Annotated in this window: 21 protein-coding genes; 16 read left to right on the top strand and 5 right to left on the bottom strand. The window is 63.6% G+C overall.

Annotated features, from left to right (window positions below; all coding sequences use genetic code 11):
* Window positions 1-83: 83 nt before the first annotated feature.
* The 12 genes from AC1DX4_RS06415 (at window position 84) to AC1DX4_RS06360 (ending at window position 14,687) form a co-directional block, all read left to right on the top strand.
* Entirely contained in the window at window positions 84-749 is a 666-nt protein-coding gene (locus AC1DX4_RS06415) for a response regulator transcription factor (RefSeq protein ID WP_477219517.1), read from the top strand.
* Window positions 733-2,160 (top strand): ATP-binding protein, encoded by a 1,428-nt coding sequence (locus tag AC1DX4_RS06410; protein ID WP_477219516.1) that lies wholly within the window; start codon window positions 733-735, stop codon window positions 2,158-2,160. The genes AC1DX4_RS06415 and AC1DX4_RS06410 overlap by 17 nt, the downstream gene beginning before the upstream one ends.
* A gap of 210 nt (window positions 2,161-2,370) precedes the next feature.
* Window positions 2,371-2,808 carry a hypothetical protein gene (locus AC1DX4_RS06405; RefSeq protein WP_477219515.1) on the top strand — a complete coding sequence of 146 codons (438 nt, stop codon included), beginning with the start codon at window positions 2,371-2,373 and terminating at the stop codon, window positions 2,806-2,808.
* A 117-nt stretch (window positions 2,809-2,925) separates the two neighbouring features.
* Entirely contained in the window at window positions 2,926-4,059 is a 1,134-nt protein-coding gene (gene ccmI, locus AC1DX4_RS06400; RefSeq protein WP_477219514.1) for a c-type cytochrome biogenesis protein CcmI, read from the top strand.
* Window positions 4,060-4,061: 2 nt separating this feature from the next.
* Window positions 4,062-4,505, top strand: a complete 444-nt coding sequence (gene ccmE / locus AC1DX4_RS06395; protein ID WP_477219513.1) for a cytochrome c maturation protein CcmE — start codon at window positions 4,062-4,064, stop codon at window positions 4,503-4,505.
* Window positions 4,506-4,537: 32 nt separating this feature from the next.
* Window positions 4,538-6,529 carry a heme lyase CcmF/NrfE family subunit gene (locus AC1DX4_RS06390; RefSeq protein WP_477219512.1) on the top strand — a complete coding sequence of 664 codons (1,992 nt, stop codon included), beginning with the start codon at window positions 4,538-4,540 and terminating at the stop codon, window positions 6,527-6,529.
* Window positions 6,526-6,993, top strand: coding sequence for a cytochrome c-type biogenesis protein (locus tag AC1DX4_RS06385; protein WP_477219511.1), 468 nt, complete (start codon window positions 6,526-6,528; stop codon window positions 6,991-6,993). The genes AC1DX4_RS06390 and AC1DX4_RS06385 overlap by 4 nt, the downstream gene beginning before the upstream one ends.
* A gap of 133 nt (window positions 6,994-7,126) precedes the next feature.
* Window positions 7,127-8,677 (top strand): Do family serine endopeptidase, encoded by a 1,551-nt coding sequence (locus AC1DX4_RS06380; RefSeq protein WP_477219510.1) that lies wholly within the window; start codon window positions 7,127-7,129, stop codon window positions 8,675-8,677.
* A 365-nt stretch (window positions 8,678-9,042) separates the two neighbouring features.
* Window positions 9,043-9,717 (top strand): winged helix-turn-helix domain-containing protein, encoded by a 675-nt coding sequence (locus AC1DX4_RS06375; RefSeq protein WP_476093470.1) that lies wholly within the window; start codon window positions 9,043-9,045, stop codon window positions 9,715-9,717.
* A 7-nt stretch (window positions 9,718-9,724) separates the two neighbouring features.
* Window positions 9,725-11,206: a sensor histidine kinase gene (locus tag AC1DX4_RS06370; RefSeq protein WP_477219509.1), complete on the top strand. Its 1,482-nt coding sequence runs from the start codon at window positions 9,725-9,727 to the stop codon at window positions 11,204-11,206.
* A complete protein-coding gene (locus AC1DX4_RS06365; RefSeq protein ID WP_477219508.1) occupies window positions 11,206-14,166 on the top strand; it encodes a bifunctional [glutamine synthetase] adenylyltransferase/[glutamine synthetase]-adenylyl-L-tyrosine phosphorylase in 2,961 nt (986 codons plus the stop codon). The genes AC1DX4_RS06370 and AC1DX4_RS06365 overlap by 1 nt, the downstream gene beginning before the upstream one ends.
* Window positions 14,167-14,216: 50 nt before the next feature.
* Window positions 14,217-14,687, top strand: a complete 471-nt coding sequence (locus AC1DX4_RS06360) for an EF-hand domain-containing protein (RefSeq protein WP_477219507.1) — start codon at window positions 14,217-14,219, stop codon at window positions 14,685-14,687.
* Between the two features lie 45 nt (window positions 14,688-14,732).
* Here the strand turns inward: AC1DX4_RS06360 and AC1DX4_RS06355 are convergent, their stop codons facing one another.
* Complete coding sequence (locus AC1DX4_RS06355; protein ID WP_477219506.1) at window positions 14,733-17,054, bottom strand: PAS domain-containing sensor histidine kinase; 2,322 nt, start codon at window positions 17,052-17,054, stop codon at window positions 14,733-14,735.
* Between the two features lie 196 nt (window positions 17,055-17,250).
* Window positions 17,251-19,896 carry an aminopeptidase N gene (gene pepN, locus AC1DX4_RS06350; RefSeq protein WP_477219505.1) on the bottom strand — a complete coding sequence of 882 codons (2,646 nt, stop codon included), beginning with the start codon at window positions 19,894-19,896 and terminating at the stop codon, window positions 17,251-17,253.
* Between the two features lie 148 nt (window positions 19,897-20,044).
* Between pepN and AC1DX4_RS06345 the strand changes: the two genes are divergently transcribed.
* Window positions 20,045-21,067 (top strand): DMT family transporter, encoded by a 1,023-nt coding sequence (locus AC1DX4_RS06345; RefSeq protein WP_477219504.1) that lies wholly within the window; start codon window positions 20,045-20,047, stop codon window positions 21,065-21,067.
* On the opposite strand, the gene AC1DX4_RS06340 is transcribed toward AC1DX4_RS06345, so the two are convergent.
* The 3 genes from AC1DX4_RS06340 to AC1DX4_RS06330 all read right to left on the bottom strand — a co-directional run bounded on the left by AC1DX4_RS06340 (window position 21,068) and on the right by AC1DX4_RS06330 (window position 23,731).
* Window positions 21,068-21,880 carry a helix-turn-helix domain-containing protein gene (locus AC1DX4_RS06340; protein ID WP_477219503.1) on the bottom strand — a complete coding sequence of 271 codons (813 nt, stop codon included), beginning with the start codon at window positions 21,878-21,880 and terminating at the stop codon, window positions 21,068-21,070.
* 277 nt (window positions 21,881-22,157) lie between these two features.
* A complete protein-coding gene (locus AC1DX4_RS06335) occupies window positions 22,158-23,036 on the bottom strand; it encodes a uracil-DNA glycosylase (RefSeq protein WP_477219502.1) in 879 nt (292 codons plus the stop codon).
* Window positions 23,037-23,086: 50 nt separating this feature from the next.
* Window positions 23,087-23,731, bottom strand: a complete 645-nt coding sequence (locus tag AC1DX4_RS06330) for a hypothetical protein (RefSeq protein ID WP_477219501.1) — start codon at window positions 23,729-23,731, stop codon at window positions 23,087-23,089.
* Between AC1DX4_RS06330 and AC1DX4_RS06325 the strand changes: the two genes are divergently transcribed.
* The 3 genes from AC1DX4_RS06325 to AC1DX4_RS06315 all read left to right on the top strand — a co-directional run bounded on the left by AC1DX4_RS06325 (window position 23,730) and on the right by AC1DX4_RS06315 (window position 26,323).
* Window positions 23,730-23,888 carry a hypothetical protein gene (locus AC1DX4_RS06325; RefSeq protein ID WP_477219500.1) on the top strand — a complete coding sequence of 53 codons (159 nt, stop codon included), beginning with the start codon at window positions 23,730-23,732 and terminating at the stop codon, window positions 23,886-23,888. The two genes, AC1DX4_RS06330 and AC1DX4_RS06325, sit on opposite strands and share 2 nt — an antisense overlap.
* 63 nt (window positions 23,889-23,951) lie before the next feature.
* Window positions 23,952-25,631 carry an electron transfer flavoprotein-ubiquinone oxidoreductase gene (locus AC1DX4_RS06320; RefSeq protein ID WP_477219499.1) on the top strand — a complete coding sequence of 560 codons (1,680 nt, stop codon included), beginning with the start codon at window positions 23,952-23,954 and terminating at the stop codon, window positions 25,629-25,631.
* A 95-nt stretch (window positions 25,632-25,726) separates the two neighbouring features.
* Window positions 25,727-26,323 carry a DUF922 domain-containing Zn-dependent protease gene (locus tag AC1DX4_RS06315; protein ID WP_477219498.1) on the top strand — a complete coding sequence of 199 codons (597 nt, stop codon included), beginning with the start codon at window positions 25,727-25,729 and terminating at the stop codon, window positions 26,321-26,323.
* The last annotated feature ends 10 nt before the right edge of the window (window positions 26,324-26,333 follow it).

Here is a 26,333-nt window from a genome sequence, read left to right as displayed (position 1 = left end):
TTTCAACTGACAAGGCTAAGTTTCCCAGGCCGCCGGAATCGGCCTATATCTGAACCAGTCCTTCAACAGGTATCGATCACCGCATGCGCGTACTCGTCGTCGAGGATGACAAGGATCTCAACCGGCAGATAGCGGATGCGCTGGTCGATGCCGGCTATGTCGTCGACCGTGCCTTTGACGGCGAGGAAGGCCATTTCCTCGGCGACACCGAACCCTACGACGCCGTCGTGCTCGATATCGGCCTTCCGCAGATGGACGGCATCAGCGTGGTCGAGCGCTGGCGCCGCGGCGGCCGCAAGATGCCGGTGCTGATCCTGACGGCGCGCGACCGCTGGAGCGACAAGGTCTCCGGCATCGACGCCGGCGCGGACGACTATGTCACCAAGCCGTTCCACATCGAGGAAGTGCTGGCGCGGCTCAGGGCCCTGATCCGACGTGCCGCCRGCCATGCCTCGTCCGAACTCACCTGCGGGCCGCTTCGCCTCGACACCAAGGCCTCGAAGGCCGATGTCGACGGCGTGCCGCTGAAGCTGACCTCGCACGAATTCCGCCTGCTTGCCTATCTGATGCACCATATGGGCGAGGTCGTCTCGCGCACCGAACTGGTCGAGCATCTCTACGACCAGGATTTCGACCGCGATTCCAACACCATCGAGGTCTTTGTCGGGCGGCTGCGCAAGAAGATGGGCATCGACATGATCGAAACCGTGCGTGGCATGGGCTACCGCATGCGTGAGCCGGAGGCGTAACTCGGAACCGCTCAAACCAACCGCAAGGGCGCCGCTTTCGCTGCGTTTGTGGCCGCGTTCGCTGACGTTCCGCGTCATCGCCTTTTCCACCGTGTGGGCGATCCTGACACTTGTCGTCATCTTCACCTTGATCACCACGCTCTATCGCCAGGCCAGCGAGCGCGGTTTCGACAGCCTGCTTTCGGCGCATCTGTTCAACCTGATCGGGTCCATCGGCATTTCCGACACGGGAGCTCTGACTGGCGCTCCCGACCTCGGCGACCTCCGCTTCTCGGAGCCGAATTCAGGCTGGTACTGGTCGGTGGAACCTGCCTCGGAAGGCGTGCATGGCGATCTTCATTCGTCCTCGATGACCACGACGATCCCATCGCCCAGCGTTGCCGAGGTGCCCTTCAATGCCAGCTTCCAGCGCAGCTATTCGGCCGAAGGCATCGACGGCGAGAAGCTCGAAGTGTTCGAGAGCGAATTCGTGCTCGACGCCAAGAACCGCGCCGCGCGTTTCCGCGTCATGGGCAACCAGAGCGAACTCGAACAGGAAATCTCCACCTTCCAGCGCCGCCTGTTGACCTATCTCAGCCTGTTCGGCGTCGGCATGATTGCCATCAACGCCATCGCCATCCTGCTCGGCCTGCAGCCGCTGCGCCGGGTCCGCAACGCACTTGCCATGGTGCGCGAAGGCACCGCGCAGCGGCTCGACGGCCGCTTCCCGGCGGAGATCGAACCATTAGCCAACGAAACCAACGCCTTGATCGAAAACAACAAACGCATCGTCGAGCGCTCGCGAACCCAGGTCGGCAATCTCGCCCATTCGCTGAAGACCCCGCTGGCGGTGCTGCTCAACGAAGGCCGGGCACTTGGCGGCGCCAAGGGACAATTGATCGCCGAGCAGGCCGCCTCGATGCAGAAGCAGGTCGACCACTATCTGCAGCGCGCCCGCGTCGCCGCGCAACGCGACAGCGTCGTCTACCGCACACCGGTGGCGCCGCTGATGCAGCGCATGGTGCGGGTCTTGCAGAAACTCAATCCGCAGACCAGCCTGTCGCTGTCGCTGCCGGCCACCGAGATCGTGTTTGCCGGTGAGCGCGAGGACCTCGAGGAATTGCTCGGCAATCTTCTCGAAAATGCGATGAAATGGGCAAAGAGCGCGGTGTCGGTCACGGTGGCGCCGTCGGCCGGCAAGGATGACAATCTTTTCGAGATCAGCATCGACGACGACGGCCCGGGCATTCCCGAGGACAAGGCGCGCGACGCGTTGAAGCGTGGAAGGCGCCTCGACGAGACAAAGCCGGGAACAGGTCTGGGGCTGGCCATTGTCGCCGATCTCGTCAACGAGTATGGAGGCGTTCTTGCGCTCGAACGGTCCGGCCTGGGCGGGTTGAAGGCAGTGGTGCGATTGCGGAGCCTTCAGTGACGCTTTCTCGGGGCCAATCGACAGCGATGGACGGCGTATGGTATGGCGGCATATCGATTCATCCTGGAGCAATACCGATTGCTCCAGAACCTGCCGGCAGCGGCCAAATTTCCGACAAATATCAATACTATGGCCACGCTTACTTTCTCCGATGACGCGGCCCCCGGCGCATCCATGGCAGGCTCCAACTCAAGAAAACCGGTTGTTGGCATGAAGATTCGCGTCGCGCTTGTTTCCGCCTTGCTGGCCGTGTCCGGCTGCTCCACGTTGAGCGGCAAGGGCCCAACGCTCGCGCCGACACCGGCCTCGACGCCTCCGTCAAGCGGCAAGGTCACCAAGTCGATCATTTCGGCAATGGACGGCGGTCTCATCGGCGGCTCGATCGGCAACGGCCTCAGTGAATCGGAAAAACGCAGCGCCCTCGAGGCCGAATACAAGGCGCTCGAATATACGACGAGCGGCCAGAAGGTGGCGTGGAAGGGCGATCAGGCATCGCGCTATGGCGAGGTGGTTCCGGCCCAACCCTATCGCGTCGGTTCGCAGGATTGCCGCCAATATACGCAGACGGTCTTCACCGGCGGAGCCGGCGTTACGGCGCGCGGAACCGCTTGCCGCAACGCCGATGGCAGTTGGACGCCGCTGACCTGATATCCAGACCGGCTCCGGCCGGTTGATGTCGATCAAGGACATCAGGCGCGGCTGCCGTCAAAGCGTCGCAGGATGCTTGTGTTGGCAGGGCAGGGCTCTGTCGTTATTGGAAGAACCATGCTGTTCTGGGTCATAGCCGCAATACTGACGCTGGGCGCGAGCCTGGCGGTGCTGCTGCCGCTGGCGGCCGGCTCGAAGAGCGACTCATCGAGCGGCGATCACGACCTGGAAGTCTACCGCGATCAATTGTCCGAGCTTGACCGCGACGCTGCGCGCGGCTTGATCCAGCCGGCGGAAGCGACCGAGGCGCGCGCCGAGATCGCGCGCCGGATCCTTCGCCTCGATAATTCAGATGCGGCCGGCAAGACATCGGCCAGGCAGGTCTCGGTCATGGCGCGGCTTGTCGCGACCGTGGCCGTGCTGGCGGTGCCGCTGGTCAGCTGGGGCCTTTACAGCCAGATCGGCTCGCCTGACCTGCCATCGCAGCCGCTCAGCGAACGTCTGGCCAAGAACCCGGCCGACAGTTCGGTCGACGAATTGGTGGCGCGGGCCGAGGCCCATCTTGCCGCCAACCCTTCCGACGGCAGGGGCTGGGACGTGCTGGCCCCGGTCTATCTGCGCATGCAGCGCTTTTCCGACGCGGTGGCCGCGTATCGCAACGCCATCCGCTTCGATGGCGACAGCGCTGTTCGCCAGGCTGGCCTCGGCGAGGCAATCGCCGGTGCGGCGGGCGGCATTGTTTCCGCCGATGCCCAGGATGCCTTCGAGGCGGCGCTGAAGTTCGATCCGGCCAACGCGAAAGCCAGCTTCTATCTGGCCATGGCCTTGGCGCAGGAGGGGCGGAACAAGGACGCGGTGACGGCCTGGCAGGCGATGCTGGGCGCTTTGCCGCCGGAATCGCCATGGCGCGGCGCGGTCGAGCAGGCATTGGCCAAATCCGGCGAAGTCGCTTCCGGCGCGGCAGCGAAAGGCCCTGACGCTGCGGATGTCGACAACGCATCCTCAATGTCGCCGCAGGATCGCGAAGCCATGATCAAGACGATGGTCGCCGGCCTTGACGAAAAATTGCGGCAAAATCCGCGTGACCCGGAAGGATGGATGCGGCTCGTTCGTTCCTATGTCGTGCTGGGCAAGGCCGATCAGGCGCGCGAGGCGCTGGGTCGCGCCATCGCCGTCTTTGGCGCCGGCAGTGACGAAGCCAAGAAATTCACCGCCTTTGCCGCCTCGCTCGGCCTGACGGCGACGGAGTAGACATGACGCGCAAGCAGAAACGGTTGTCGGTCATCGTAGGCGGCCTGGCTTTCCTGGGCGCCGCCACCGGGCTGACCTTCTACGCGCTTGGCCAGAAGGCATCCTATTTCTACATGCCGGCTGACCTCACCACGGCAAGCGTCCAGCCCGGCCAGCGCATCAGGCTGGGCGGCTTGGTCGAAAAAGGCACCATCCAGCGCGGGCTGGGGGCGACGGTCGCCTTTTCGGTTACCGACACGCATAAATCGGTCAAGGTCACCTATACCGGCATCCTGCCCGACCTTTTTCGCGAGGAGCAGGGCGTCATCACCGAGGGCACCTTCGGTCCGGACGGCGTCTTTGTTGCCGACAGCGTGCTGGCAAAGCATGATGAGCGCTACATGCCCAAGGAAGTGGCCGACGGGCTGAAGGCCAAGGGCGTCTGGCAGGAGAGCAAGAGTGAGTAGCGGGAGAGCAAACGTGGATTTCGGGAACAACCATGGTTGAAACTGGACATTTCGCCCTGGTCCTGGCGTTCGCGCTTTCGCTGGTGCAGACGATCGTGCCGCTGTATGGCGCGCGCCTCAACAACCAGCGCCTGATGTCTGTCGGCGGTCCCGTCGCGGTGACCGGTTTTGCCCTGACGGCGCTGTCCTTCGCGGCGCTGGCGAGTGCCTACGCGAACTCCGATTTCTCGGTGGCGAGTGTTTGGGAAAACTCGCATTCGCTGCAGCCGATGATCTACAAGATCACCGGAACCTGGGGCAATCACGAAGGCTCGATGCTGCTCTGGGTGCTGATCCTGACCTTTTTCGGCGCGCTGGTCGCTGCGTTCGGCTCCAACCTGCCGGCGACGCTGCGCGCCAATGTGCTGGCGGTGCAGGGCTCCATTGGCGCTGCCTTCTTCCTGTTCATCCTGGCGACGTCCAACCCCTTCATCCGGCTCAATCCGGCACCGATCGAAGGCCGTGACCTAAACCCGGTCCTGCAGGATCTCGGCCTCGCCATTCATCCGCCGCTGCTCTATCTCGGCTATGTCGGCTTCTCGATCTGCTTCTCCTTCTCGGTCGCAGCCCTCATCGAGGGCCGCATCGACGCCTCCTGGGCGCGCTGGGTGCGGCCATGGACACTGGTCGCCTGGATGTTCCTGACCGGCGGCATCGCCATGGGGTCATACTGGGCCTACTACGAGCTCGGCTGGGGTGGCTTCTGGTTCTGGGATCCGGTCGAGAACGCCTCCTTCATGCCGTGGCTGGCGGGCACCGCGCTGCTGCATTCGGCCATCGTCATGGAAAAGCGCTCGGCGCTGAAGATCTGGACGCTGCTGCTCGCCATCCTGACCTTCTCGCTGTCGCTGCTCGGCACCTTCCTGGTGCGCTCGGGCGTGCTCACCTCGGTGCACGCCTTTGCCACCGATCCGACGCGTGGTGTCTTCATCCTGTGCATCCTGACGCTGTTCATCGGCGGCTCGCTGGCGCTGTTTGCGCTCCGCGCCTCAAGGTTGACGGCCGGCGGCCTGTTCCACCCGATTTCGCGTGAAGGCGCACTCGTCCTCAACAATCTGTTCCTGACCACGGCGACCGCCACCGTGCTCGTCGGCACGCTCTATCCACTGGCGTTGGAGGCGCTCACCGGCGACAAGATCTCGGTCGGGGCACCGTTCTTCGACCTGACCTTCGGCCCCTTGATGCTGCCGCTTCTGGCCATTGTGCCGTTCGGTCCGCTGCTGGCCTGGAAGCGTGGCGATGTCTTCGCTGCATCGCAACGCCTGATGGCGGCCTTCGCCGTAGCGTTGGCGGCGATGCTGGTCACCGGCCTGTTTGTCGACGGCGCGTCGGTTTTCGCCGCCCTCGGCATCGGCCTTGCCGTCTGGCTGGTTGCCGGCGCGCTCACCGACCTTGCCGTCAAGTCCGGCGTCGGATCGGTCGCACCGGCCGTCATGTTCAGGCGCTTTGCCGGCCTGCCGCGCTCGGTCTTCGGCACGGCATTGGCCCATCTCGGCCTCGGCCTGACATTGCTCGGCATCGTCGCCACGCTCTCCTTCGGCACTGAGAAGATCCTCAGCATGCGTGCCGGCGAGACGGTCGAATTATCCGGCCATACGCTGCGTTTCGTCGGGCTCTATCCGGCGCAAGGGCCAAACTACAGCGAGGACCGCGGCCGCTTCGAGTTGATCGGTGTCGCCGGCAGTCCTGTCGGCGAAATCAGTTCCGCCAAGCGTTTCTTTCCGGTGCGGCAGACGACGACGACGGAGTCCGGTATCAAGACCCTTGGTTTTTCGCAGCTCTACATTTCGCTCGGTGATGAGAACAAGGACGGCTCCGTGGTGGTGCGCCTGTGGTGGAAACCTTTGGTGACGCTGATCTGGGGCGGCGGCCTGGTGATGATGGCAGGTGCTGCCATGTCGCTGATGGACAGGCGCCTGCGTGTCGGCGCGCCCTCGCGCCGGCGCAAGCAGGCGAGCGCCGTGGCGCCCGCGGCCCTGCCATGAATGTACGCCTTTCATTGACCTCGATTGTCCTTTTGCTGGCGCTGTTCATTGCCGGTACGGCAATGGCGGTGAAGCCTGACGAAATGCTGGCCGATCCGGCGCTCGAGGCGAGGGCGCGGGCGCTGTCGGAAGGCCTGCGCTGCATGGTCTGCCAGAACCAGTCGATCGACGAATCCGATGCCGATCTTGCCCGTGATCTGCGTATCCTGGTGCGCCAGCGCCTGGTCGCCGGCGATACCGACCAGCAGGTTATGGACTATGTCGTTTCGCGCTACGGCGAATTCGTGCTGCTGAAGCCGCGTTTCGACCTGCGCAACGCACTGCTTTGGTGCACGCCCGTATTGTTGCTGCTGGTCGGAGGCATATTCATTGTGCTGACCGCGCGGTCACGCCGGACACTGGCGACAAAGTCTCTGTCATCAGATGAACAGGCGGCACTGGACGCTATCCTTCACCGCGACTGAAGGCGGCGACCGCCCCACCAACATTACCAAAGTTTCATGTGTCGGAAATGGCGCCGTAATGTGCGCCTCTCTAAGTCTCTCTCCTCGAGGATGCCAATCAAGCAGCGTCCGTTTGAAAGAGGATAAGAGATCCATGAATATTGCCCCCAATTCATATTCCGTCACCCGCAAGCGTCTCATGGCAGCCGTCGCTTCGGTCGCCGTTGCCGGCGTGATCGGCGTTGGCGCGCTGACCACTGGAACCAGCCCCGTTCTGGCCGATGCCGTGCGCGTCGAGGCACCGCAGGTGCAAGGCTTCGCCGATGTCGTCGAGCGCGTTTCGCCGGCCGTGGTCAGCGTCAAGGTGAAGGCCAAGATCCAGCCGACCGCCGATGACGGCTCCGATGATCAGGACGGTCTCGACAATCTTCCCAACAATCCGCAGTTGCGCCGCTTCTTCAAGGAGTTCCGCGGCTTCGGCGACCAGAACGGCCAGAATGATGACGGCCATCGCCGCTTCGGTAATCGCGACCGCAACAACGACCAGCCGCGCCCGGTGGCGCAGGGCTCCGGCTTCTTCATTTCCGAGGATGGCTATCTCGTCACCAACAACCACGTCGTCGAGGAAGGCACCGCTTTCACCGTGGTGACCAGTGACGGCAAGGAACTCGATGCGAAGCTGGTCGGCACCGACCCGCGCACCGACCTCGCCGTGCTCAAGGTCGAAGGCAGTGGCAAGTTCACCTATGTCGACTTCGCCGACGATTCCAAGGTTCGCGTTGGCGACTGGGTCGTGGCCGTCGGCAATCCGTTCGGTCTCGGTGGCACTGTCACCGCCGGCATCGTATCGGCGCGCGGCCGTGACATCGGCGCTGGCCCCTATGACGATTTCCTCCAGATCGACGCCTCGGTCAACCGTGGCAATTCGGGCGGCCCGACCTTCAATCTCAACGGCCAGGTGGTCGGCATCAACACGGCGATCTTCTCCCCTTCCGGCGGCAGCGTCGGTATCGCCTTCGACATTCCTGCCTCGACCGCCAAGCAGGTCGTCGAAGACCTGATGAAGAACGGTGCGGTGCAGCGCGGCTGGCTCGGCGTCGAAATCCAGCCGGTTACCTCCGACATCGCCGAATCGCTCGGCCTGAAGTCCAACAATGGTGCGTTGGTGTCGAGCGCCCAGGACGATGGGCCCGGCAAGAAGGCCGGTATCATCGCTGGCGACGTGATCACCCAGGTCGAGGGCAAGGACGTCGCTTCGCCGAAGGAACTCGCCCGCCTGATCGGCGCCTATTCGCCGGGCAAGTCGGTTGACGTCACCGTCTGGCGCGACGGCAAGAGCCAGACGATCAAGGTCGATCTCGGCAAGCTGCCGGTAAGCGACAAGCAGGCCTCGAACGACCAGCAACAGCAGCCCGCCGCTCCGGCGAAGCCCGACACGCTGGCCGATCTCGGCCTCAAAGTCACCAAGTCCGAAAACGGCAAGGGTCTTGTGGTGACCGATGTCGATCCCGACAGCGATGCCGCCGACCGCGGCATCCAGCCGGGAGACATCATCACCGCTGTCAACTCGATCGAAGTCAACGGCACCGACGACGTCACCAAGGCGATGACCGAAGCGGTGAAGGCCGGACGCAAGGCCGTGTTGATGCAGATCACCCGCGACGACAACAACCGCTTCGTCGCGCTGCCCGTCGCCAAGGGCTGACAACGACTTTTCCGGTGCGGCGGTTTCAAACACCCCCGAGCCACCGCATGGGAAAGCATGGAGCCGGGTACGTTAGTCAGTCATCGTGCTCTCCTCCAGCGGCAGCGGGCCTCCCATCGCCCGCTGCCGCACATTTTGGAAGCCGCCTAAAAGCGCTCCCTCGGGCCTGGGCCGAGAGGACGTTATGATTGCAGGATCATGCCCTGAAACAGGCCCGAAACAGGCTTGTCCGGGATGAAGACAACCAGAGAATAAGATTTTATCGCGCGCGGTCCCGATCATCTTGATCGCGACGCGCTTTGGCAAAGGCTAAAATGCAGATGCCGGCTACTCAACCTTCCAACGAAATCGCGTATAACGGCCCTATGAAGATTCTCGTCATTGAAGACGATCGTGAGGCTGCGGATTATCTCCAGAAAGCCTTCGCCGAGGCTGGTCATACCGCGCATGTCGCCGGTGACGGCGAAACCGGTTTCGCGCTTGCCGACGCCGGCGACTATGACGTGATGGTCATCGACCGCATGATGCCGCGCCGCGACGGTCTTTCGGTCATTGCCGGCCTTCGCTCCCGGGGCAACACCACGCCGGTGCTGATCCTGTCGGCGCTGGGCGAGGTCGATGACCGGGTCACCGGCCTGCGCGCCGGCGGCGACGATTATCTGACCAAGCCCTATGCGTTCTCCGAACTTCTGGCCCGCGTCGAGGTGCTGAACCGCCGCGCCAGCGCCAAGGAGGCCGAGACCGTCTACCGGGTTGGCGACCTTGAACTCGACAGGCTGTCGCATTCGGTCCGCCGGGCGGCGCGCGAGATCACGCTGCAGCCGCGCGAGTTCCGCCTGCTCGAATATCTGATGCGCCATGCCGGCCAGGTGGTGACGCGCACCATGCTGCTCGAAAATGTCTGGGATTATCATTTCGACCCGCAGACCAATGTCATCGACGTCCACGTCTCGCGGCTGCGCGGCAAGATCGAAAAGGGCTTCGACAAGCCGATCCTGCATACGGTTCGCGGCGCCGGCTACATGCTGAAAAGCGGCTAGCAACAGCATGGCTCTTTCCGTGCCCGCCATCATGAAGACGACGGCAGCGCGGCTTTCGGCGCTCTATTTCCTGCTTTTCGCGCTGTGCGCCGTGCTGCTGGTCTTCTACATGACGTCGCTGTCAGCGAGCATGCTGACCGGGCAGACGCAGGACACAATCAATGATGAGATAATAGGCCTGGCCCGCGCCTACCAAAAGGGCGGCCTGCCGCTGCTGGTGCGCGTGGTCGAAAACCGCTCCCGTCAGCCTGGCGCCAACCTCTATCTGATCGCCGACACCAATGGCCAGATCCTGACCGGCAATGTGCAGGCCCTGGAACCTGGTGTGATCGATACCGAGGGCTGGACGACCGAGCCGTTCTCCTACAAGCGCTTCGGCGAAGGCGAGCTTGATCGTTTGCGCAGCGGAGCATCCGACCAGACGCCATCGCCTTCAACTGGCGACAACACGGCGCAGCAGGCCGAAGGCGAAAAGGGTCACAACGCCATTGCGCTGGTGCTGCGGCTGCCCAACCAGATGATCCTGCTGGTCGGGCGCGATCTTGGCGAACCGGAGCGCTTTCGCGCCGTCATCCGCCGCGCCCTGATGCTGGCGCTCGGCATGATGGGGCTCGGCGGACTGCTCATCTGGTTCTTTGTCGGCCATGCCGCGCTGAAACGCATCGACAGCGTGTCGGAGGCCAGCCGCCGCATCATGGGCGGCGATCTCTCGGGCCGGCTGCCGGTGACCGGCGCCGGCGACGAGTTCGACCGGCTTTCGGAAAACCTCAATTCCATGCTGGCCCGGATAGCCACGCTTAACGAAGGCCTGAAGCAGGTTTCCGACAACATCGCGCATGATCTGAAGACACCGCTGACCCGGCTGCGCAACCGGGCCGAAGCAACACTTTCCGGCAAGCACAAGCCGGCCGATTACCGCCAGGCTCTGGAAGGCACCATCACTGAGTCCGACCAGCTCATAAAGACCTTCAACGCCATCCTGATGATCTCCCGGCTCGAAGCCGGATATTCGTCGGAGCACACCAACCGCGTCGATCTGGCAGCGGCCGTGCGTGATGTCGTCGAGCTCTACGAGCCGGTGGCGGAAGAGGCTGGCGTTTCGCTCGAAGCCGACGTGAACGGCGCCTTTGTCGTCAACGGCAACCGCGAACTGATCGGCCAGGCGCTGTCCAACATCGTCGACAATGCGATCAAATATTCGACTGATTCCACGTCCAAGCCGGCGGTCCGGGTGACGCTTGAGCGCACCCATGGCGAGATCAGGCTTTGTGTCGCCGACAACGGCCAGGGCATTCCAGACGATGCCGATCGCGCTCGGGCGACCGAACGTTTCGTTCGGCTGGAGAAGAGCCGCTCGCAGCCTGGCTCCGGCCTAGGCCTCAGCCTCGCCAAGGCGGTCATGACCTTCCACTCTGGACGGCTTGATCTCTTGCCTGGCAATCCGGGACTATCCGTGGTCATGAGTTTCCCTGCACGGGAGGATCACTGATGGCTGCGGCCGCGAAACGGACGGCCACGGACTGGCTGCTGAAGCCGGTGCTGGAGCTTGTCCCTCTCGATGAAGGTCGGGCGCGACAGGAACTGACCGAAATCACTGCTGTGGCACGCGAAGAAGGGCTGACGCGGCTGGCCAAGTTCCTGGCCGGCAAAGGGAAGGGCGAAGATTTCCTTACCGCTGTCTTCGATCTCTCGCCATTTTTGCGCGACACGGCGCGTCGCCGGCCCCGGATTCTGGATGCTCTCTTCGACCAGCCGGTCGAGGCGCGTCTGAAGGCGATCGCCGCCGCGATCGAACAGGCGCCGCTGGCCGAGGCGGTCTCCGAATCCAGCCTGATGATGGAGCTGCGCCAGTGCAAGGCCGAAGCGCATTTCCTGATCGCGCTCGCCGACCTCGCCGGGGAGGCGGAAACGTCGCTGACGGTACGGCGGCTGAGCGACCTTGCCGACGCCTGCACCCGGGCGGCAGTCGACTTCCTGCTGCGCGACGCGCATGGCCAGGGCAAGCTCAAACTGCCCAATCTCGACAACCCGTCGCGGCAGTCGGGCTGGATCCTGCTCGGCATGGGCAAGCTCGGCGCGCATGAGCTGAATTTCTCCTCCGACATTGATCTCGTCGTCTTCTTCGATCCGGAAGCACCCGCAATTGTCGATCCTCTCGACGCCACAGAGCTGTTTTCGCGGCTGACGCGACGGCTGGTGCGCATCCTGCAGGATCGCACCGAGCACGGCTACGTCTTCCGCACCGATCTGCGGCTGCGCCCCGATCCCGGTTCGACTCCGCTGGCGATCCCCGTTGAAGCAGCACTGCGCTACTACGAAGCGCGTGGCCAGAACTGGGAACGCGCGGCGATGATCAAGGCGCGTCCGGTCGCCGGCGACCTCGCCGCGGGTGCAGCCTTCCTCAAGGAGTTGCAGCCCTATATCTGGCGCAAATACATGGACTACGCGGCGATTGCCGACGTCCATTCGATCAAGCGCCAGATCCACGCCCACAAGGGCCATGGCGAGATCGCCGTGAAGGGCCACAACGTCAAGCTCGGCCGTGGCGGCATCCGTGAGATCGAGTTCTTCGTCCAGACCCAGCAGCTCATCGCCGGCGGCCGCTTTCCGGAACTGCGCGGCCGCGAAACCGTGCCGATGCTCGGCCAACTCGCGGCCCGCGGATGGATCACCACTGAGGCGCGTGACGCACTCGCCCGCCAGTACTGGTTCCTGCGCCGCGTCGAGCACGCCATCCAGATGGTGGCCGACGAGCAGACCCACACGCTGCCGGAAGACGATGAGGGGCTGGAGCGCATCGCCCGCATGCTGGGCTTTGCCGATGCGGCTGCCTTTTCCCTGGCGTTTCGCGCCTCGTTGCAGCAGGTCGAACGCCATTATGCAGCACTTTTCGAAACGGCCCCCGAGCTTTCGGCGGGCATCGGCAATCTGGTCTTCACCGGCGATGTCGACGATCCCGACACGCTGCAGACCTTGCATGGCCTCGGTTTCCAGCGGCCAAGCGACATCTGCCGCGTCATCCGCGGCTGGCATTTTGGCCGCTACCGCGTCACCCAGTCGGCGGAAGCGCGCGAGCGGCTGACGGAATTGACGCCGGCGCTGCTCAAGGCCTTCGGCCAGACGCGCCGGGCGGACGAGGCGCTGATCCGCTTCGACGAGTTTCTTGCCGGCCTGCCGGCCGGCATCCAGCTGTTTTCATTGCTGCAGTCAAACCCGGCGCTGCTCAAGCTGATGGCAACGATCATGGGCGCAGCGCCCCGGCTGGCGGCGATCATCACACGCCGGCCGCATGTCTTCGACGGCCTGCTCGACCCGGCCTTGCTGAGTGAACTGCCGGACCGCGCGTATCTGTCGGCACGGCTGTCCGCCTTTGTCGAAGGCGATCGCCTTTATGAGGATGTGCTCGACCGATTGCGCATCTTTGCCTCGGAGCAGAAATTCCTCATCGGTGTGCGGCTGCTTGCGGGCTCGATCGATCCGGCCCGGGCCGGCCGCGCCTTTTCCGATCTGGCCGATCTCACCATCGAGGCGGCCTTGCAGGCGGTGATAACCGAATTCGCGGCGCGCCACGGCACGATCGCCGGCGGCGTTGTTTCGCTGCTAGGAATGGGCAAGCTTGGCAGTCGCGAATTGACCGCCGGGTCGGATGTCGACCTCATCCTGCTCTACGACCATGACGCGGATGCCGAGGATTCCGACGGCGACAAGCCGCTGGCGCCTTCGCATTACTACACCCGCATGACGCAGCGGCTGATCGCGGCCGTCTCGGCACCGACAGCCGAGGGTGTGCTCTACGAACTCGACCTGCGGCTGCGGCCGTCCGGCAACAAGGGTCCGGTGGCCACCCACATCGACGCCTTCAAGAAGTACCAGCGCCAGGAGGCCTGGACCTGGGAGCACATGGCACTGTCGCGGGCACGCGCCATTGCCGGCGATGCTGGCCTGTGCGCTGAAGTCGAAGCGGAGGTTGCCGCCGTGCTTGGCCAGCCGCGCGACGCGGCAAAGGCTAGGGCCGAGGCCTCGGACATGCGCGCCATGATCGATAAGGAAAAGCCGCCGCGCGATCTCTGGGACATCAAGCTGATCCCTGGCGGACTGATCGATCTCGAATTCATCGCCCAGGTGGCTGTCATCACCGGGCAGGTTGAGGCCGGGCCACGTGTCACCGGTACGGCCGAGATCCTGTCGCGCCTCGCGCCTGGCTTCGCTGATGCAGGAGTCAGAGAGGAACTTGGCGCCGCCTTCGCGCTCTATCTGGCGCTGACCCAGATGACGCGGCTGTGCCTCACTGGAGCGTTCGAGCGCGATGACGTTCCGCCGGGACTTTCGGATCTGCTTCTGGCGGTGACCGACCTGCCGGATTTCAGTGTGCTGGAAGCACATCTCAAGGAGACGTCGCAAAAGGTCAGGAAGGATTTCGACCTTTTGCTTCGTGCCGGACGACCGTGAAATAGCTGGTCCGGCCGCATCGGGGGTGACGATGCAACAGGAGAAGACCCATGAGAAAGTCAACCAAGCTTGCCCTTGCCTTCGCAGCACTTGCCGGCGCCGTCGGCACCACGGCCTATGCCGAAAACAATGCCAGCGCAAAAATGCGCGAGGACACGATGATGCGCCTCAACAAGGCGATGAGCGATTCAGATGGCGCCATCACCTTCGACCAGTTCTCCGAAGCCATGAACGCGCGGCTGAAGAAGCTCGTTGCCGCCAATGGCGGCAAGCTGACCGTCGCCCAGCTCGCCGACGCGCTGGAGAAGGCGCGCTTCGAGCGGACGGCAAAGCGCATCATCGCCCGCTACGACACCAAGGGCGACGGCACGCTGACGTCAGATGACATCACCGGTCGCGAGAAAAAGGTCTTCGCCATGCTCGACAAGAACAATGACGGCAAGATCGAGAAGGGTGAGCTACCGAAGGGCGACCATCACTCCCAATTGGATGACGAAGGCAACGACGGCAGCGTGCAGTGAGGTTTGTTCGAGGAAAGCTCCGGCGCGCCGGCCGGAGCCTGCTGCTTAAGCCGCGACCTTGACGGCCGCCGGCGCCCTTTTCACCGGAATGCGCACCGACACGATCGTGCCGACGCCTTCGGTCGAGCGGATTTTCAGGGCGCCGCCCTGAAGCTCGGCCAGCGAGCGTGAGATTGCAAGGCCAAGCCCGGACCCGGCATGGTTCTTGGAGAACTGGTTCTGCACCTGTTCGAAGGGTCGCCCGAGCTTGCCGAGCGCCGCTTTCGGGATGCCGCAGCCATTGTCCTCGATGGTCAGCACCAGCGCGCCGGACGTGTTGCGGGCCCGGACCGAAATATGGCCGCCCTGGCCGGTGAACTTCACCGCGTTGGACAGAAGGTTGATGACGATCTGCTTGATCGCCCGGCGATCGGCAAACAGCGTCAGCGCGTCGGCGATACGTGTTTCCACGGTGATCGCCTTTTGCGCGGCCTGCAGCGAGACGACGCGGACCGTTTCGCTGATCAGCGGACCGAGGTCGATCTGCTCCTGGTCCAGCGAGAACTGGCCCGCCTCGATCTTGGACATGTCGAGAATGTCGTTGATGACGCCCAGCAGATATTTACCGCTGCTGTTGATATCGGTGGCGTACTCCTCGTAGCGCTCCGAGCCGAGCGGGCCGAACAGCCCCTGTTCCATCAGTTCGGAGAAGCCGATGATGGCGTTCAGCGGCGTGCGCAATTCATGCGACATGTTGGCCAGGAATTCGGATTTCGCACGGTTCGCTGCTTCGGCGCGCTCGGTTTCCTTCATGTATTTGCGGTTGAGGTCGACCAACTCACTGGAGCGCTCCTCTTCGGAGCGCCTGGCGAGGCTGAGATCATGGATCGTTGCCATCAGCCGGCGTTCGCTGTCGACCAGCTTTTCCTGATGCAGCTTGATCTGAGTGATGTCGGATCCGACCGAGACGATACCGCCATCCCGGGTCCTGAGTTCGTTGACCTGCAGCCAGCGACCGTCTGACAGCTGCCGCTCGAAAGTGGCACCGCCTTGCGGACCATTGGTGTTGGCAAGCCGGCGCTCGGAAGCGAAGGCCAGCATCCGCTCTTCCAGGGAAGCGCGCGTCACACCCGGCATCACGTCGCGATCCGAGAGCCCGTTGTCCTGCTGATATTTGGAGTTGCACATGATCAGCCGCTGCGCCGAATCCCACAGCACGAAGGATTCGTTGATGTTCTCGATCGCGGTTCTCAGCCGCAGGTCAGCGGCCTCGGAGCGCAGCGCCAGATGGCGCTGCTCGGTGACGTCGACGGCGATGCCGATCAACTGGATTTCCGGTGCTTCCGGATCCATGACCTGGGCACGAGCGCGCATCCACACCCATTGACCATCGGCATGCCGCATCCGGAACACCTGGTCGATGTGGTCGATCTCGCGGGCGACAATTCTGTTGGCGAGCTCGAACAGGTCGCCGTCCTCGGGATGGATGATCTCGTCGACCTCGCCGAAGGACAGCATCGTGTCGCAGGGCTCGTAGCCCAGCATGTCGTACATCGAGCGCGACCAATACATCTTGCCGCGCACCATGTCCCAGTCCCACAGGCCGCAGCGGCCGCGAACCAGCGCCATGTCGATGCGCTGATGCGCTTCGAGATAGATGCGATCGGCAGCCTGTGCGCGCGCCGCCTGCCCGAAATAGGCGTAGAGGATGATGATCAGCACGCCGGCCGTCAGCACGAACAGGGTGACGTTGAGCGAGACGGTCTTGCGCCATGTGTCGAAGACCGCTTGCTGCGGCACCAGAGCCGCGGCGGCTCCCTTCCGGTCCTTGGCCACGCTGACCGCGGCGTACCAGTCCTGGCCGCCGATATTGACCTCCATGACGCCGGCGCGATCGCCGAACATGAACAGCGGCTGGCCGCCCTCGACAAGGCCGTCGAGAGCATGGCCTTGCCAAGGCATCGAGCGCGGCGTCACCGCGGTGATCTTGAAGGCGCTGTCGGTGATGACGAGCACATGGCTGCGGCCCATAGCACCTTGGCGGCTGGTGGTCTCCAGCAGGTCCTGTATGGCGCCGGGCACGGTGTCCGAGGTGGTGGCGAGCGAACTGGCCAGTTGCCCCGCCGCCAGTGTCAGGATCGCCTTGGCGTCGCGCTCGACATCGTCACGTTCGTTCATCAGCGACAGCACACGCAGCGCCGCGATGACGAGCAGGAAGATGATGATCAGGGCCGGTATCGACCGGCGCAGCAGCGGTTCGGCGGCCAGAAGCCGCTTGTAGGCCGGTTCGGCGATGAGCCGCGTATTCCCGGCAAGGCCATCGCTGCGCGCCTCGCGACGCGCAAAAGCCATCCCACCGGGCGCGCCCCACGCGTCCGCCTTCGCCATAAATGGCACTCCCCGAATTTGCCTATGCTGCTTGGTGATCCGGCAAACGCCGCACATCCGAATCGTCAGTAAAGAATCAAAGGTGATTCGCCTTGTCCAGTGGTCCGGGGAAAAAAGATTAAAAATCGACTAAAATAATGGGCTTTTAGAGGTTCGGCACCCGGCCCTCTCCCACATGGGAGAAAACAAGGGCGCCTTAAGCCAGCGTCCGCTCGACGATATCGCGCAGATCCGCTGACAGGTTTTCGGCATTGGCGATCGAAAGCAGGGCTTCCCGGGCCTTGGCCTGCCGCCCTGGCTCGAGCGAACGCCACGATCGCAGTGCCGTCGCCAGCCTTGCCGCCACTTGCGGGTTGCGCTTTTCTACCTCGAGCACCGTCTGCGCAAAGAACCGGTAGCCTTCGCCGTCGGGGCGATGGAAGCCGGTCTGATTGGCGCTGGAGAAGGTGCCGACCAACGAACGCACCCGGTTCGGATTGGCCATCGAGAAGGCCGGATGAGCGGACAGCGCCCGAACCGTGTCCACAGCCTGCGGCCCCGGCACGCTGGCCTGGATCTGGAACCATTTGTCCATGACCAGCGGGTCGGACCCATAAGTCGTCTCGAAAGCCGCCAGCGCCTTGATGGCCTCGGGCGAACCATGGTGGCGATGAGCAAGCGCGCCAAGTGCGGCCGCACGGTCGGTCATGTTGGTCGCCGACTGGAAATGCTCGGCGGCCAATGCCGCTCCGCCCGGCAGCAGCGAGAGATAATCCAGCAAAGTGTTGCGCAGGGCGCGTCGTCCGGCGCTTGTCGCATCCGGGCTGAACACGGCCTTGTCGACAAGGCTGTGGTAGAGGCTGGAGAAGGCCTCGCTATTGGCCGCGGCGATCGTGAGCGCAAGGGCCTGCCGGGCTGCGTGGATGGCGTCGGGGTCGATATTCCTGCCGATGTCGCGGGCGATGTCGGCATCGCCGGGCAGCGCCAGTGCTAGCGCCCGGTAGGCAGGTTCCAGCGTCTCATCGGCGGCAATGCCGCCGGCAAGCTCGGTCAGTCGCGTCGCGAAGACCGGCTGCTTGCCGCCAAGAATCTCGCGGAAGGCTGCGATCAGCGCATCGGTGAGCAGTGTGTTGAAGGCCTGCCAGCGCGAGAAGGCGTCGCTGTCATGGCGGGCGAGGAAGAACTGGTCGTCGGCCTTCTGCTCGACCGACAGCGTCACGGGTGCCGAAAAGCCGCGGTTGAGCGACACCGCTGGGCGTTCGGCAACGCCTGAAAAGCGCACCATATGCCGGCGCTTGCGGACATGGATGACGCCGTCCTCGACGCTGGCGCCCTCGACGCCGCTATATTCGACGGGCTTGCCGCCGGCGCCAATCAGCCCGAAGGCAAGCGGAATATGCATCAGCCGCTTGCGGCTTTCGGAAGGTGTCGGCGGCACCGACTGTTCGATCTCGAGCGTGAACTCCTGGGCGGCCGCATTGTGCGTCGAACTGACCGTCAGATTGGGGGTGCCCGCCTGATGATACCAGAGCGCGAACTGCGACAGGTCGCGGCCCGAAGCATCCTCGAACACCTTGATAAAATCCTCGATCGTCGCCGCGTCGCCGTCATGGCGTTCGAAATAGAGGTCCATGCCGGCGCGAAAGGTCTCAGTCCCAAGGATGGTGCGGATCATGCGCACCACTTCGGAACCCTTTTCGTAGACCGTCGCCGTGTAGAAATTGTTGATTTCGCGGTAGCGGCGCGGCCGCACCGGATGTGCCAGCGGGCCCTGATCCTCGGGAAACTGATGCGCGCGCAGCAGGCGTACCTCGGCGATGCGCTTGACCGGCCGCGAGCGTTGGTCGGCGGAGAATTCATGGTCGCGAAAAACCGTCAGACCTTCCTTCAGGCAAAGCTGGAACCAATCGCGGCAAGTGATTCTGTTGCCTGTCCAATTGTGGAAATATTCATGCGCGATGATCGCCTCGATATTGGCGAAATCGGCGTCCGTCGCGGTCTCCTGGTCGGCAAGCACATATTTGTCGTTGAAGATGTTGAGGCCCTTGTTCTCCATCGCGCCCATGTTGAAGTCGGACACGGCGACGATGTTGAAGACCTCGAGGTCGTACTCCCGGCCAAACGCCTCCTCGTCCCATTGCATCGACCGCTTCAGCGCGTCCATGGCGTAGCCGGCGAGCGTCTCCTTGCCGGGCTCGACATAGATGCCGAGTTCGACCTCGCGGCCGGATAGGGTGACGAAACTGTCGGCAACCCGGCCGAGATTGCCGGCCACCAGCGCGAACAGGTAGGACGGCTTGGGGAAGGGGTCGTGCCACACGGCATAGTGCCAGCCGTCGCCGAGATCGCCCTTGTCGACGGGATTCCCATTGGACAGGAGCAGCGGTGCCTCGTCGCGCAGTGCCTCGATGCGCACGGTGTAGACCGACAGGATATCGGGGCGATCGAGGAAGTAGGTGATGCGGCGGAAGCCCTCGGCCTCGCATTGCGTGCAATAGACATTGTTCGAGCGGTAGAGGCCCATCAGGGCTTCGTTGCCGGCGGGCGCCAGTTCGGTCTCGATCAGCAATTGGAAGCGGCGCGCGGCTGGCGGCTTGAGGATGGTGAGTTGGTCGGGCGTCACCAGCAGATCCGCCGGTTTTGCCTTCTTGCCGTCGATCGCGATGCGCTTGAGCGTCAGCCCGTCGCCGTCGAGCACCAAAGGCGCCGACGCGGACACCCCATCGCGGCGTTCGACCGTCAGTATTGCGGTGACGATTGTGGCCTCGGGCGAAAGGCGGAAGGTCAGGTTGGTCTGCGGAATGAGATAGTCGTTGGGGCGATAGTCTTCGAGCTTGAAGACCTGGCCGGTGTCCGTGCGCATTCCGTTGTTTTTCCTGTCGATTGCGTTGGAAGCGGACAGTTCCCGCTGGTCCAAAAAAATGAAGTTCGCGCTCTTTACACGAAACGGTCCCTCGACAAAACTGCGAGAGGGTCTATCGAGGCCTTCTTTGCGGCATCGCGGCTAAAGCATGTTGAATGCCAGCGTTGCCGGGCATACAGGCAACGATCAGGGACGCATCACCAGCGTGACATCAGGAGCCGGGGCTCAACCAGAAACAACCGGCGGCCACGGTACGCTGAGGGGCATCGCCCTGAAGATCGTGTCCGTCGCAGTTTTTGTCGGCATGCAAACCTGCATCAAGGCGGCCGGCGACGTGCCGGCCGGGCAGATCGTCTTCTTCCGCTCCTTCTTCGCAATCTTCCCGATCATTGCCTTCCTGGCATTGAAGGGACAGCTGTCGACGGCATTCGTCACCAAACGTCCCTTCAACCACGTCGCGCGCGGTATTGTCGGCGTTGGCGCCATGGGGCTTGGCTTCTTCGCGCTGACCAGGCTGCCGCTGCCGGAGGCGATCACCCTGAACTATGCACAGCCGTTGCTGGTCGTGGTGTTCTCCTCGGTCTTCCTTGGCGAGACGATCCGCGTCTACCGCTGGAGCGCGGTCGCCGTCGGTCTGATCGGCGTGCTGATCATTTCCTGGCCGGAACTGACCCTGCTCAACTCCGATGAAGGGCTCGACGACCAGGAGGTCCTGGGCGTCATGGCCGCGCTGGTGGCCGCGGCGATCTCGGCTGTCGCCATGCTGCTTGTGCGCAATCTCGTGCAAACGGAGAAGACGGCGACCATCGTCTTGTGGTTCTCGTCGACCGCGAGCGTGCTCTCGCTGCTGACGCTGCCTTTCGGCTGGCAATCGCTGACGCCGGCGCAAGCTGCGCTGCTCATCATGGCCGGCTTCTGCGGCGGCCTCGGCCAGATCCTGATGACCTCGGCCTATCGTCATGCCGAGGCGTCGGTGGTGGCGCCGTTCGAATACACCTCGATGATCCTCGGCGTCGTCGTCGGCTACTTCGTTTTCGGCGACGTGACTTCGCCCAGCACGCTGGTCGGCGGTGTGATCGTGGTGGCCGCCGGCATCTTCATCATCTGGCGCGAGCGGCAGCTTGGACTGGAGCGCAAGCGAGCGCGCAAGGTGACGCTGCCGCAGGGGTGATCAGGATCGCTCGCCCCGCTCCTTCGCCAACCTTACCAGCACAGCCCTTGTCTGTTCGTCGGCCGGGAAGAAGGATTCGATCGCCAGTTCCGACAAGGTCACGTCGAGCGGCGTGCCGAACACGGTGATCGTGCTGATGAACGACAGCACCTGATCTCCATGGGCAAGCCTCAGCGGATGCACGATCGCATTCGGCTCGATGGGTGTGGGCCTGCTGCCCTTCAGCCCGGACGGGTAGGCGCGCAGCTCGCGCTCCAATTCGACTAGTATCGGATCGCCGCTGGCGTCGTTCTGGTGCTTGAGCCGCTCCAGCAGATGTGTGCGCCATTCCGCAAGGTTGACAATACGCGGCGCGATGCCGCCGGGATGCAGGCTGAGGCGAAGCACGTTGACCGGCGGCGCCAGCAGCGAAGCCTCGCTGACATCGGCAAGGAAGGGAGCGATCGCGGCGTTGGCCGAAACCAGGTTCCAGTGCCGGTCGACAGCCAGTGCCGGGAAGGGCTCGTGTCCCTTGAGCACGATCTCGACCGCCGCCATCGCCGGTGCCAGCGTCGTGTCGGTCAGCGGCCGTTCGCCGAAGCTCGGCGCAAAGCCTGCGGCCAGCAGCAACTGGTTGCGTTGCCTCAGCGGGATCGAAAGCTGCTCCGCCAGGTGCAACACCATATCGCGCGAGGGTGCGGCGCGCCCGCTTTCGACGAAGGACAGATGCCGCTGCGAGATTTCGGCTTCCATGGCGAGATCGAGCTGGCTCATGCGGCGGCGCGTGCGCCATTCGCGAATGAGACTGCCGGCGGAGGTTTGGGCTGATGTCATGGCAGGATGGTTAGGCCGACAGGGACGGCATTTCAATTACCTGCGGGGTTATCGCCAGAGCGCTTACGTTGGAGATTGGCGAAAGCGGGCGCGACGGCCGATCTCCCCCCTCGTGGGGGAGATGCCTGGCAAGGCAGAGGGGGGCGCTGTCCCGCCGACATGGCAGTAAGCCGCGACTGTGTTTGAGGCGAAATCAAAGAAAAAACCACAAAGGCTGGCGATCCTTCACGCCCCCCTCTGTCCTGCCGGACATCTCCCCCACGAGGGGGGAGATTGGCTAATCTCCCAGCGACCGCAGCTTCGCCTTCACCTCGAGAAAATCCCGCCATGCCAGCTTCTTGTGCGCAGGCGTCCGCAGCAAATAGGCCGGATGCAGCGTCGGCATAGCCGGAATGGCGATACCGGACGCCGTGGTGTGGGCACGCCAGTTGCCGCGCAACCTGAGAATGCCTTCTGACGTGTTGAGCAAGGTCTTGGCCGACGGTCCGCCGAGATTGACCAGGACCTTGGGATTGACCAGCTCGATCTGCCGCTCGATGAACGGCCGGCAGATTTCCGTCTCGTGCGGCGTCGGCGTGCGGTTGCCCGGCGGCCGCCACGGAATGACATTGGCGATGTAGACCGAAGTGCGGTCGAGCCCGATCGCGGCCAGCATGCGGTCGAGCAACCGGCCCGAGCGGCCGACGAACGGCAAGCCCTCGATGTCCTCGTCGCGGCCCGGCGCTTCGCCCACCAGCATCACCGCGGCCTCCGGGTTGCCGTCGGCGAACACCAGATTCTTGGCGGTGGTCTTGAGATTGCAGCCGTCGAAGGCCGCCATATGCTGGCGCAGCTCGTCCAGGGTTGTTGCCGTTGTTGCCAACTGGCGCGCCAGCGCCGCCTGAGCTTCGTCCGGCACGGCGGCTACCGATGGACGCGCCGGTGGCGCATCCGGCACGTTGCTCGCATCCAGGCCGGGCGAAGCCGCTGGCCGCTCCGGGGCCTTGTCTTCGCGAGGGGGCGCTGCCTGTGCCGGCGCGCGCTCGACAGGCCTCGGTGGCGCCTCGGCGAAGCGGTTCACCGGGGCGTCTTCCAGCGCCTCATCGACGCCAGCGCTGGCATAGAAGGCCAGGATGTCGGCAATATCGGTCGGGCTGTTTGGGGAGGCGGCAGTCATGGTGCGCACATTCGTCCGCATGACTGCAATTTGCAAGCTGGCGGCCTGCCTTATCCGGTCGGTATGCGTGGATCCTGCACCAGATAGAAAGTCCATCGCGGCGTGTAGTCGGTCACCAGGAATTCGAAGCTGGCGGTCTTCAGCGGGTCGACCTTGCCGTTCTTGAACAGCAGCCGGTCATAGGGTTCGAAGTCGCGGTCGAAATCGGCGAAATTGCTCGACCAGATATTTTCGGGCGTCTTGTTGCGTTGGTCGAACGAAAGCCCGTCTCCAAACACGCTCGGTTGATCCAGGATCTCCTGAAGCTCGAACTGGAACTCGATCCAGGCCTGGCCGCTGTTGTTGAGCACGTCGATGCGCATATACATGATGCCGTTGGCGAACTCGCCCGCCGTGCCGAATGCCTGGATCGGCTTGGTGGTGCGGATGGTCAGCGTCACCGGTGTCGCCGAGTTCAGCTCTTCGGTGATGACCAGCGGATCGTCCTTGGTTCCGATGCCGGAGGCTCCGGTGATGCGGAAGCCGCCGAGCTCGTCGGAGAAGGAGTAGGCGCCTGTCGCCCAGACTTTCACCTCGTCTGCGGTGGCGTGCCCCGGTGCCGCCGTCAGAAGGGCCAGCAGAATCGCCCGGCAGGCCCGGCCGGGCGGGAAAAGAAAGCGCGTCGAAGGAAAGCCGCCAGGCCCAGGAATGCGCATGGCAGGAAGTATGGCCGATAAGCAAGCCGCCGAACAATTAAAAAACGCAAGCACTGTGGGTCTCGCTGGGCACAAACGGTTGCCCTGGCGCAAGATGCGCGACTTTTTGGCCAAATCCGCATTGTCACGTCTGCGCCGGTTTCCTGTCGCCAATTGATGCGCTATGCAGCGCAGGAGCCAGCAAGATACGCAACAGCGGCAAGCCAGTGCGGAGGGGTTGATGAGCGATATCGAACGCGAAAGCATGGAATTCGACGTGGTCATCGTCGGTGCCGGCCCGGCCGGCCTTGCCGCCGCCATCCGCCTCAAGCAGGTCAATCCCGAGCTTTCCGTCGTCGTGCTGGAAAAGGGCGGCGAGGTCGGCGCCCATATCCTCTCCGGCGCAGTGGTCGATCCGATCGGTATCGACCGGCTCCTGCCCGGCTGGCGCGAAGAGGAAGGCCACCCTTTCAAGACCCCGGTCACGGCGGATCATTTCCTGGTGCTCGGTCCTGCCGGCTCGTTCCGTCTGCCCAACATTTTCATGCCGCCGCTGATGAACAATCACGGCAATTACATCGTCTCGCTCGGCAATGTCTGCCGCTGGCTGGCAACCAAGGCCGAGGCGCTCGGCGTCGAGATCTATCCGGGCTTTGCCGCTGCCGGGCTGCTCTACAATGAAGAAGGTGCGGTTACCGGCGTCGTCACCGGCGACATGGGCGTCGAGAGGGACGGCACGCATGGCCCGGGCTTCGCGCCGGGCATGGCGCTGATGGGCAAATATGTGCTGATCGGCGAAGGCGCGCGCGGCTCGCTCGCCAAGCAGCTGATCGCCAAGTACAAACTCTCCGATGGCCGCGAGCCCGGCAAATACGGTATCGGCCTGAAAGAACTCTGGCAGGTCAAGCCGGAGAACCATCGACCGGGCCTGGTGCAGCACTCCTTCGGCTGGCCGCTCGACATGAAGACCGGCGGCGGTTCTTTCCTTTACCACCTGGAGGACAATCAGGTGGCGGTCGGCTTCGTCCTCCACCTCAACTACAAGAACCCTTATCTGTCGCCATTCGAGGAATTTCAGCGTTTCAAGACCCATCCGGCGATATCGGGCACGTTCGAAGGCGCCAAGCGGCTGGGCTATGGCGCGCGCGCCATCACCGAGGGTGGCTGGCAGTCGGTGCCGAAACTGTCCTTCCCAGGCGGTGCGCTGATGGGATGTGCGGCAGGCTTCGTCAACGTGCCCCGCATCAAGGGCTCCCACAATGCGGTGCTGTCGGGCATGCTGGCGGCCGAGCATGTCAGCGAAGCAATTGCCGCCGGTCGCGCCAATGACGAGCTTACGTCCTACGAGGAAGCCTGGCGCGCGACCGACATCGGCAAGGATTTGAAGAAGGTGCGCAACGTCAAGCCGCTGTGGTCGCGTTTCGGCACCATCATCGGCGTCAGCCTCGGCGGCCTCGACATGTGGCTGAACACGCTGTTCGGCGTCTCGCCCTTCGGCACGCTGAAGCACGGCAAGGCCGACTATGCCACGCTCGAGCCCGCCGCCCGGCACAAGAAGATCGCCTATCCCAAGCCCGACGGCGTGCTGACCTTCGATCGCCTGTCCTCGGTGTTCCTGTCTAACACCAATCACGAAGAGAACGAGCCGGTCCATCTGCTGGTCGGCGATATGGACCTGCAGAAGCGATCCGAGCACGATGTCTTTGCCGGGCCCTCGACCCGCTATTGCCCGGCGGGCGTCTATGAATGGGTCGACAAGGACGGCAACGCCGCCGCCGATCCGGCGGCCAAGGATGTCCGCTTCGTCATCAACGCGCAGAACTGCGTCCACTGCAAGACCTGCGATATCAAGGACCCGAACCAGAACATCAACTGGGTGCCGCCGCAGGGCGGCGAAGGTCCAGTCTACCAGGGTATGTGACCTCGCACGGCCCGGGCGGTTTGGGCCTTGGCGGCAAAACCGTTGAAACGGCCACCGGTCTATGGTTCCCTCTCCAGGGATAGGGGAGAAGGCCGATGCGCCGGATCGTTATGACATGCTTCGTCGCTCTTGGAGCGCTGTGTGCGCCAGAAGCCTTGGCCGGCACCAGGGCGGTGGTCCAGACGCGGACCTACGACGTTACGGGAAGCTCGGGCGCCGCCCTCGTCGAGGCGATGGACAGCAAAGGCCCCAGGCACGGCTTCATGACGCATGCCATCGCCACAACTGCCTATACTGTCGACTGGGACCTCGACGCCGGTCAGGGCAACGGCTTCTGCCGGATGCGGCGGGCCAACGGCACGCTCAACCTGTTCTACACCTTCCCTCGCGTTGGCTCGCCCATGACGCCGGCGCTGAACAGGCGCTGGAACAGGTTTTTCGCCGGTGTTCGCGCCCATGAGGAAACACATGGGCGCATCGCCAGGGAGATGATGCGCGCCACGGAACGGTCGATAGCCGGCCTGCGGGTGGCCAACGACCCGTCTTGCTACAAGACGCGCGGCGAGGCGCGGCTTCGCATCAAGGCTGTCTATGCTGAATACGAGGCCAAACAAATCGCCTTTGATCGGCGCGAGCACAGCAATGGCGGCCATGTCGAACATCTGATCGCTGCCTTGGTCGGAAAACCATGAACGAGCAATC

This window comes from Mesorhizobium sp. P3_A8 (assembly GCF_056402995.1).
The sequence above is the reverse complement of the archived record's forward strand: the minus strand, read 5'-3'. Positions and strand labels throughout refer to the sequence as shown.

Bases quoted from the DNA above. Each gene is read 5' to 3' on its own strand.
- ccmI (WP_477219514.1), top strand. From the start codon at position 2,926: ATGCTGTTCTGGGTCATAGCCGCAATACTGACGCTGGGCGCGAGCCTG.
- AC1DX4_RS06360 (WP_477219507.1), top strand. From the start codon at position 14,217: ATGAGAAAGTCAACCAAGCTTGCCCTTGCCTTCGCAGCACTTGCCGGC.
- AC1DX4_RS06335 (WP_477219502.1), bottom strand. From the start codon at position 23,036: ATGACTGCCGCCTCCCCAAACAGCCCGACCGATATTGCCGACATCCTG.
- AC1DX4_RS06385 (WP_477219511.1), top strand. From the start codon at position 6,526: ATGAATGTACGCCTTTCATTGACCTCGATTGTCCTTTTGCTGGCGCTG.
- AC1DX4_RS06380 (WP_477219510.1), top strand. From the start codon at position 7,127: ATGAATATTGCCCCCAATTCATATTCCGTCACCCGCAAGCGTCTCATG.
- AC1DX4_RS06340 (WP_477219503.1), bottom strand. From the start codon at position 21,880: ATGACATCAGCCCAAACCTCCGCCGGCAGTCTCATTCGCGAATGGCGC.
- ccmE (WP_477219513.1), top strand. From the start codon at position 4,062: ATGACGCGCAAGCAGAAACGGTTGTCGGTCATCGTAGGCGGCCTGGCT.
- AC1DX4_RS06325 (WP_477219500.1), top strand. From the start codon at position 23,730: ATGGCAGGAAGTATGGCCGATAAGCAAGCCGCCGAACAATTAAAAAAC.
- AC1DX4_RS06345 (WP_477219504.1), top strand. From the start codon at position 20,045: ATGTTGAATGCCAGCGTTGCCGGGCATACAGGCAACGATCAGGGACGC.
- AC1DX4_RS06405 (WP_477219515.1), top strand. From the start codon at position 2,371: ATGAAGATTCGCGTCGCGCTTGTTTCCGCCTTGCTGGCCGTGTCCGGC.
- AC1DX4_RS06355 (WP_477219506.1), bottom strand. From the start codon at position 17,054: ATGGCGAAGGCGGACGCGTGGGGCGCGCCCGGTGGGATGGCTTTTGCG.
- AC1DX4_RS06390 (WP_477219512.1), top strand. From the start codon at position 4,538: ATGGTTGAAACTGGACATTTCGCCCTGGTCCTGGCGTTCGCGCTTTCG.
- AC1DX4_RS06370 (WP_477219509.1), top strand. From the start codon at position 9,725: ATGGCTCTTTCCGTGCCCGCCATCATGAAGACGACGGCAGCGCGGCTT.
- pepN (WP_477219505.1), bottom strand. From the start codon at position 19,896: ATGCGCACGGACACCGGCCAGGTCTTCAAGCTCGAAGACTATCGCCCC.
- AC1DX4_RS06320 (WP_477219499.1), top strand. From the start codon at position 23,952: ATGAGCGATATCGAACGCGAAAGCATGGAATTCGACGTGGTCATCGTC.
- AC1DX4_RS06315 (WP_477219498.1), top strand. From the start codon at position 25,727: ATGCGCCGGATCGTTATGACATGCTTCGTCGCTCTTGGAGCGCTGTGT.
- AC1DX4_RS06375 (WP_476093470.1), top strand. From the start codon at position 9,043: ATGAAGATTCTCGTCATTGAAGACGATCGTGAGGCTGCGGATTATCTC.
- AC1DX4_RS06365 (WP_477219508.1), top strand. From the start codon at position 11,206: ATGGCTGCGGCCGCGAAACGGACGGCCACGGACTGGCTGCTGAAGCCG.
- AC1DX4_RS06330 (WP_477219501.1), bottom strand. From the start codon at position 23,731: ATGCGCATTCCTGGGCCTGGCGGCTTTCCTTCGACGCGCTTTCTTTTC.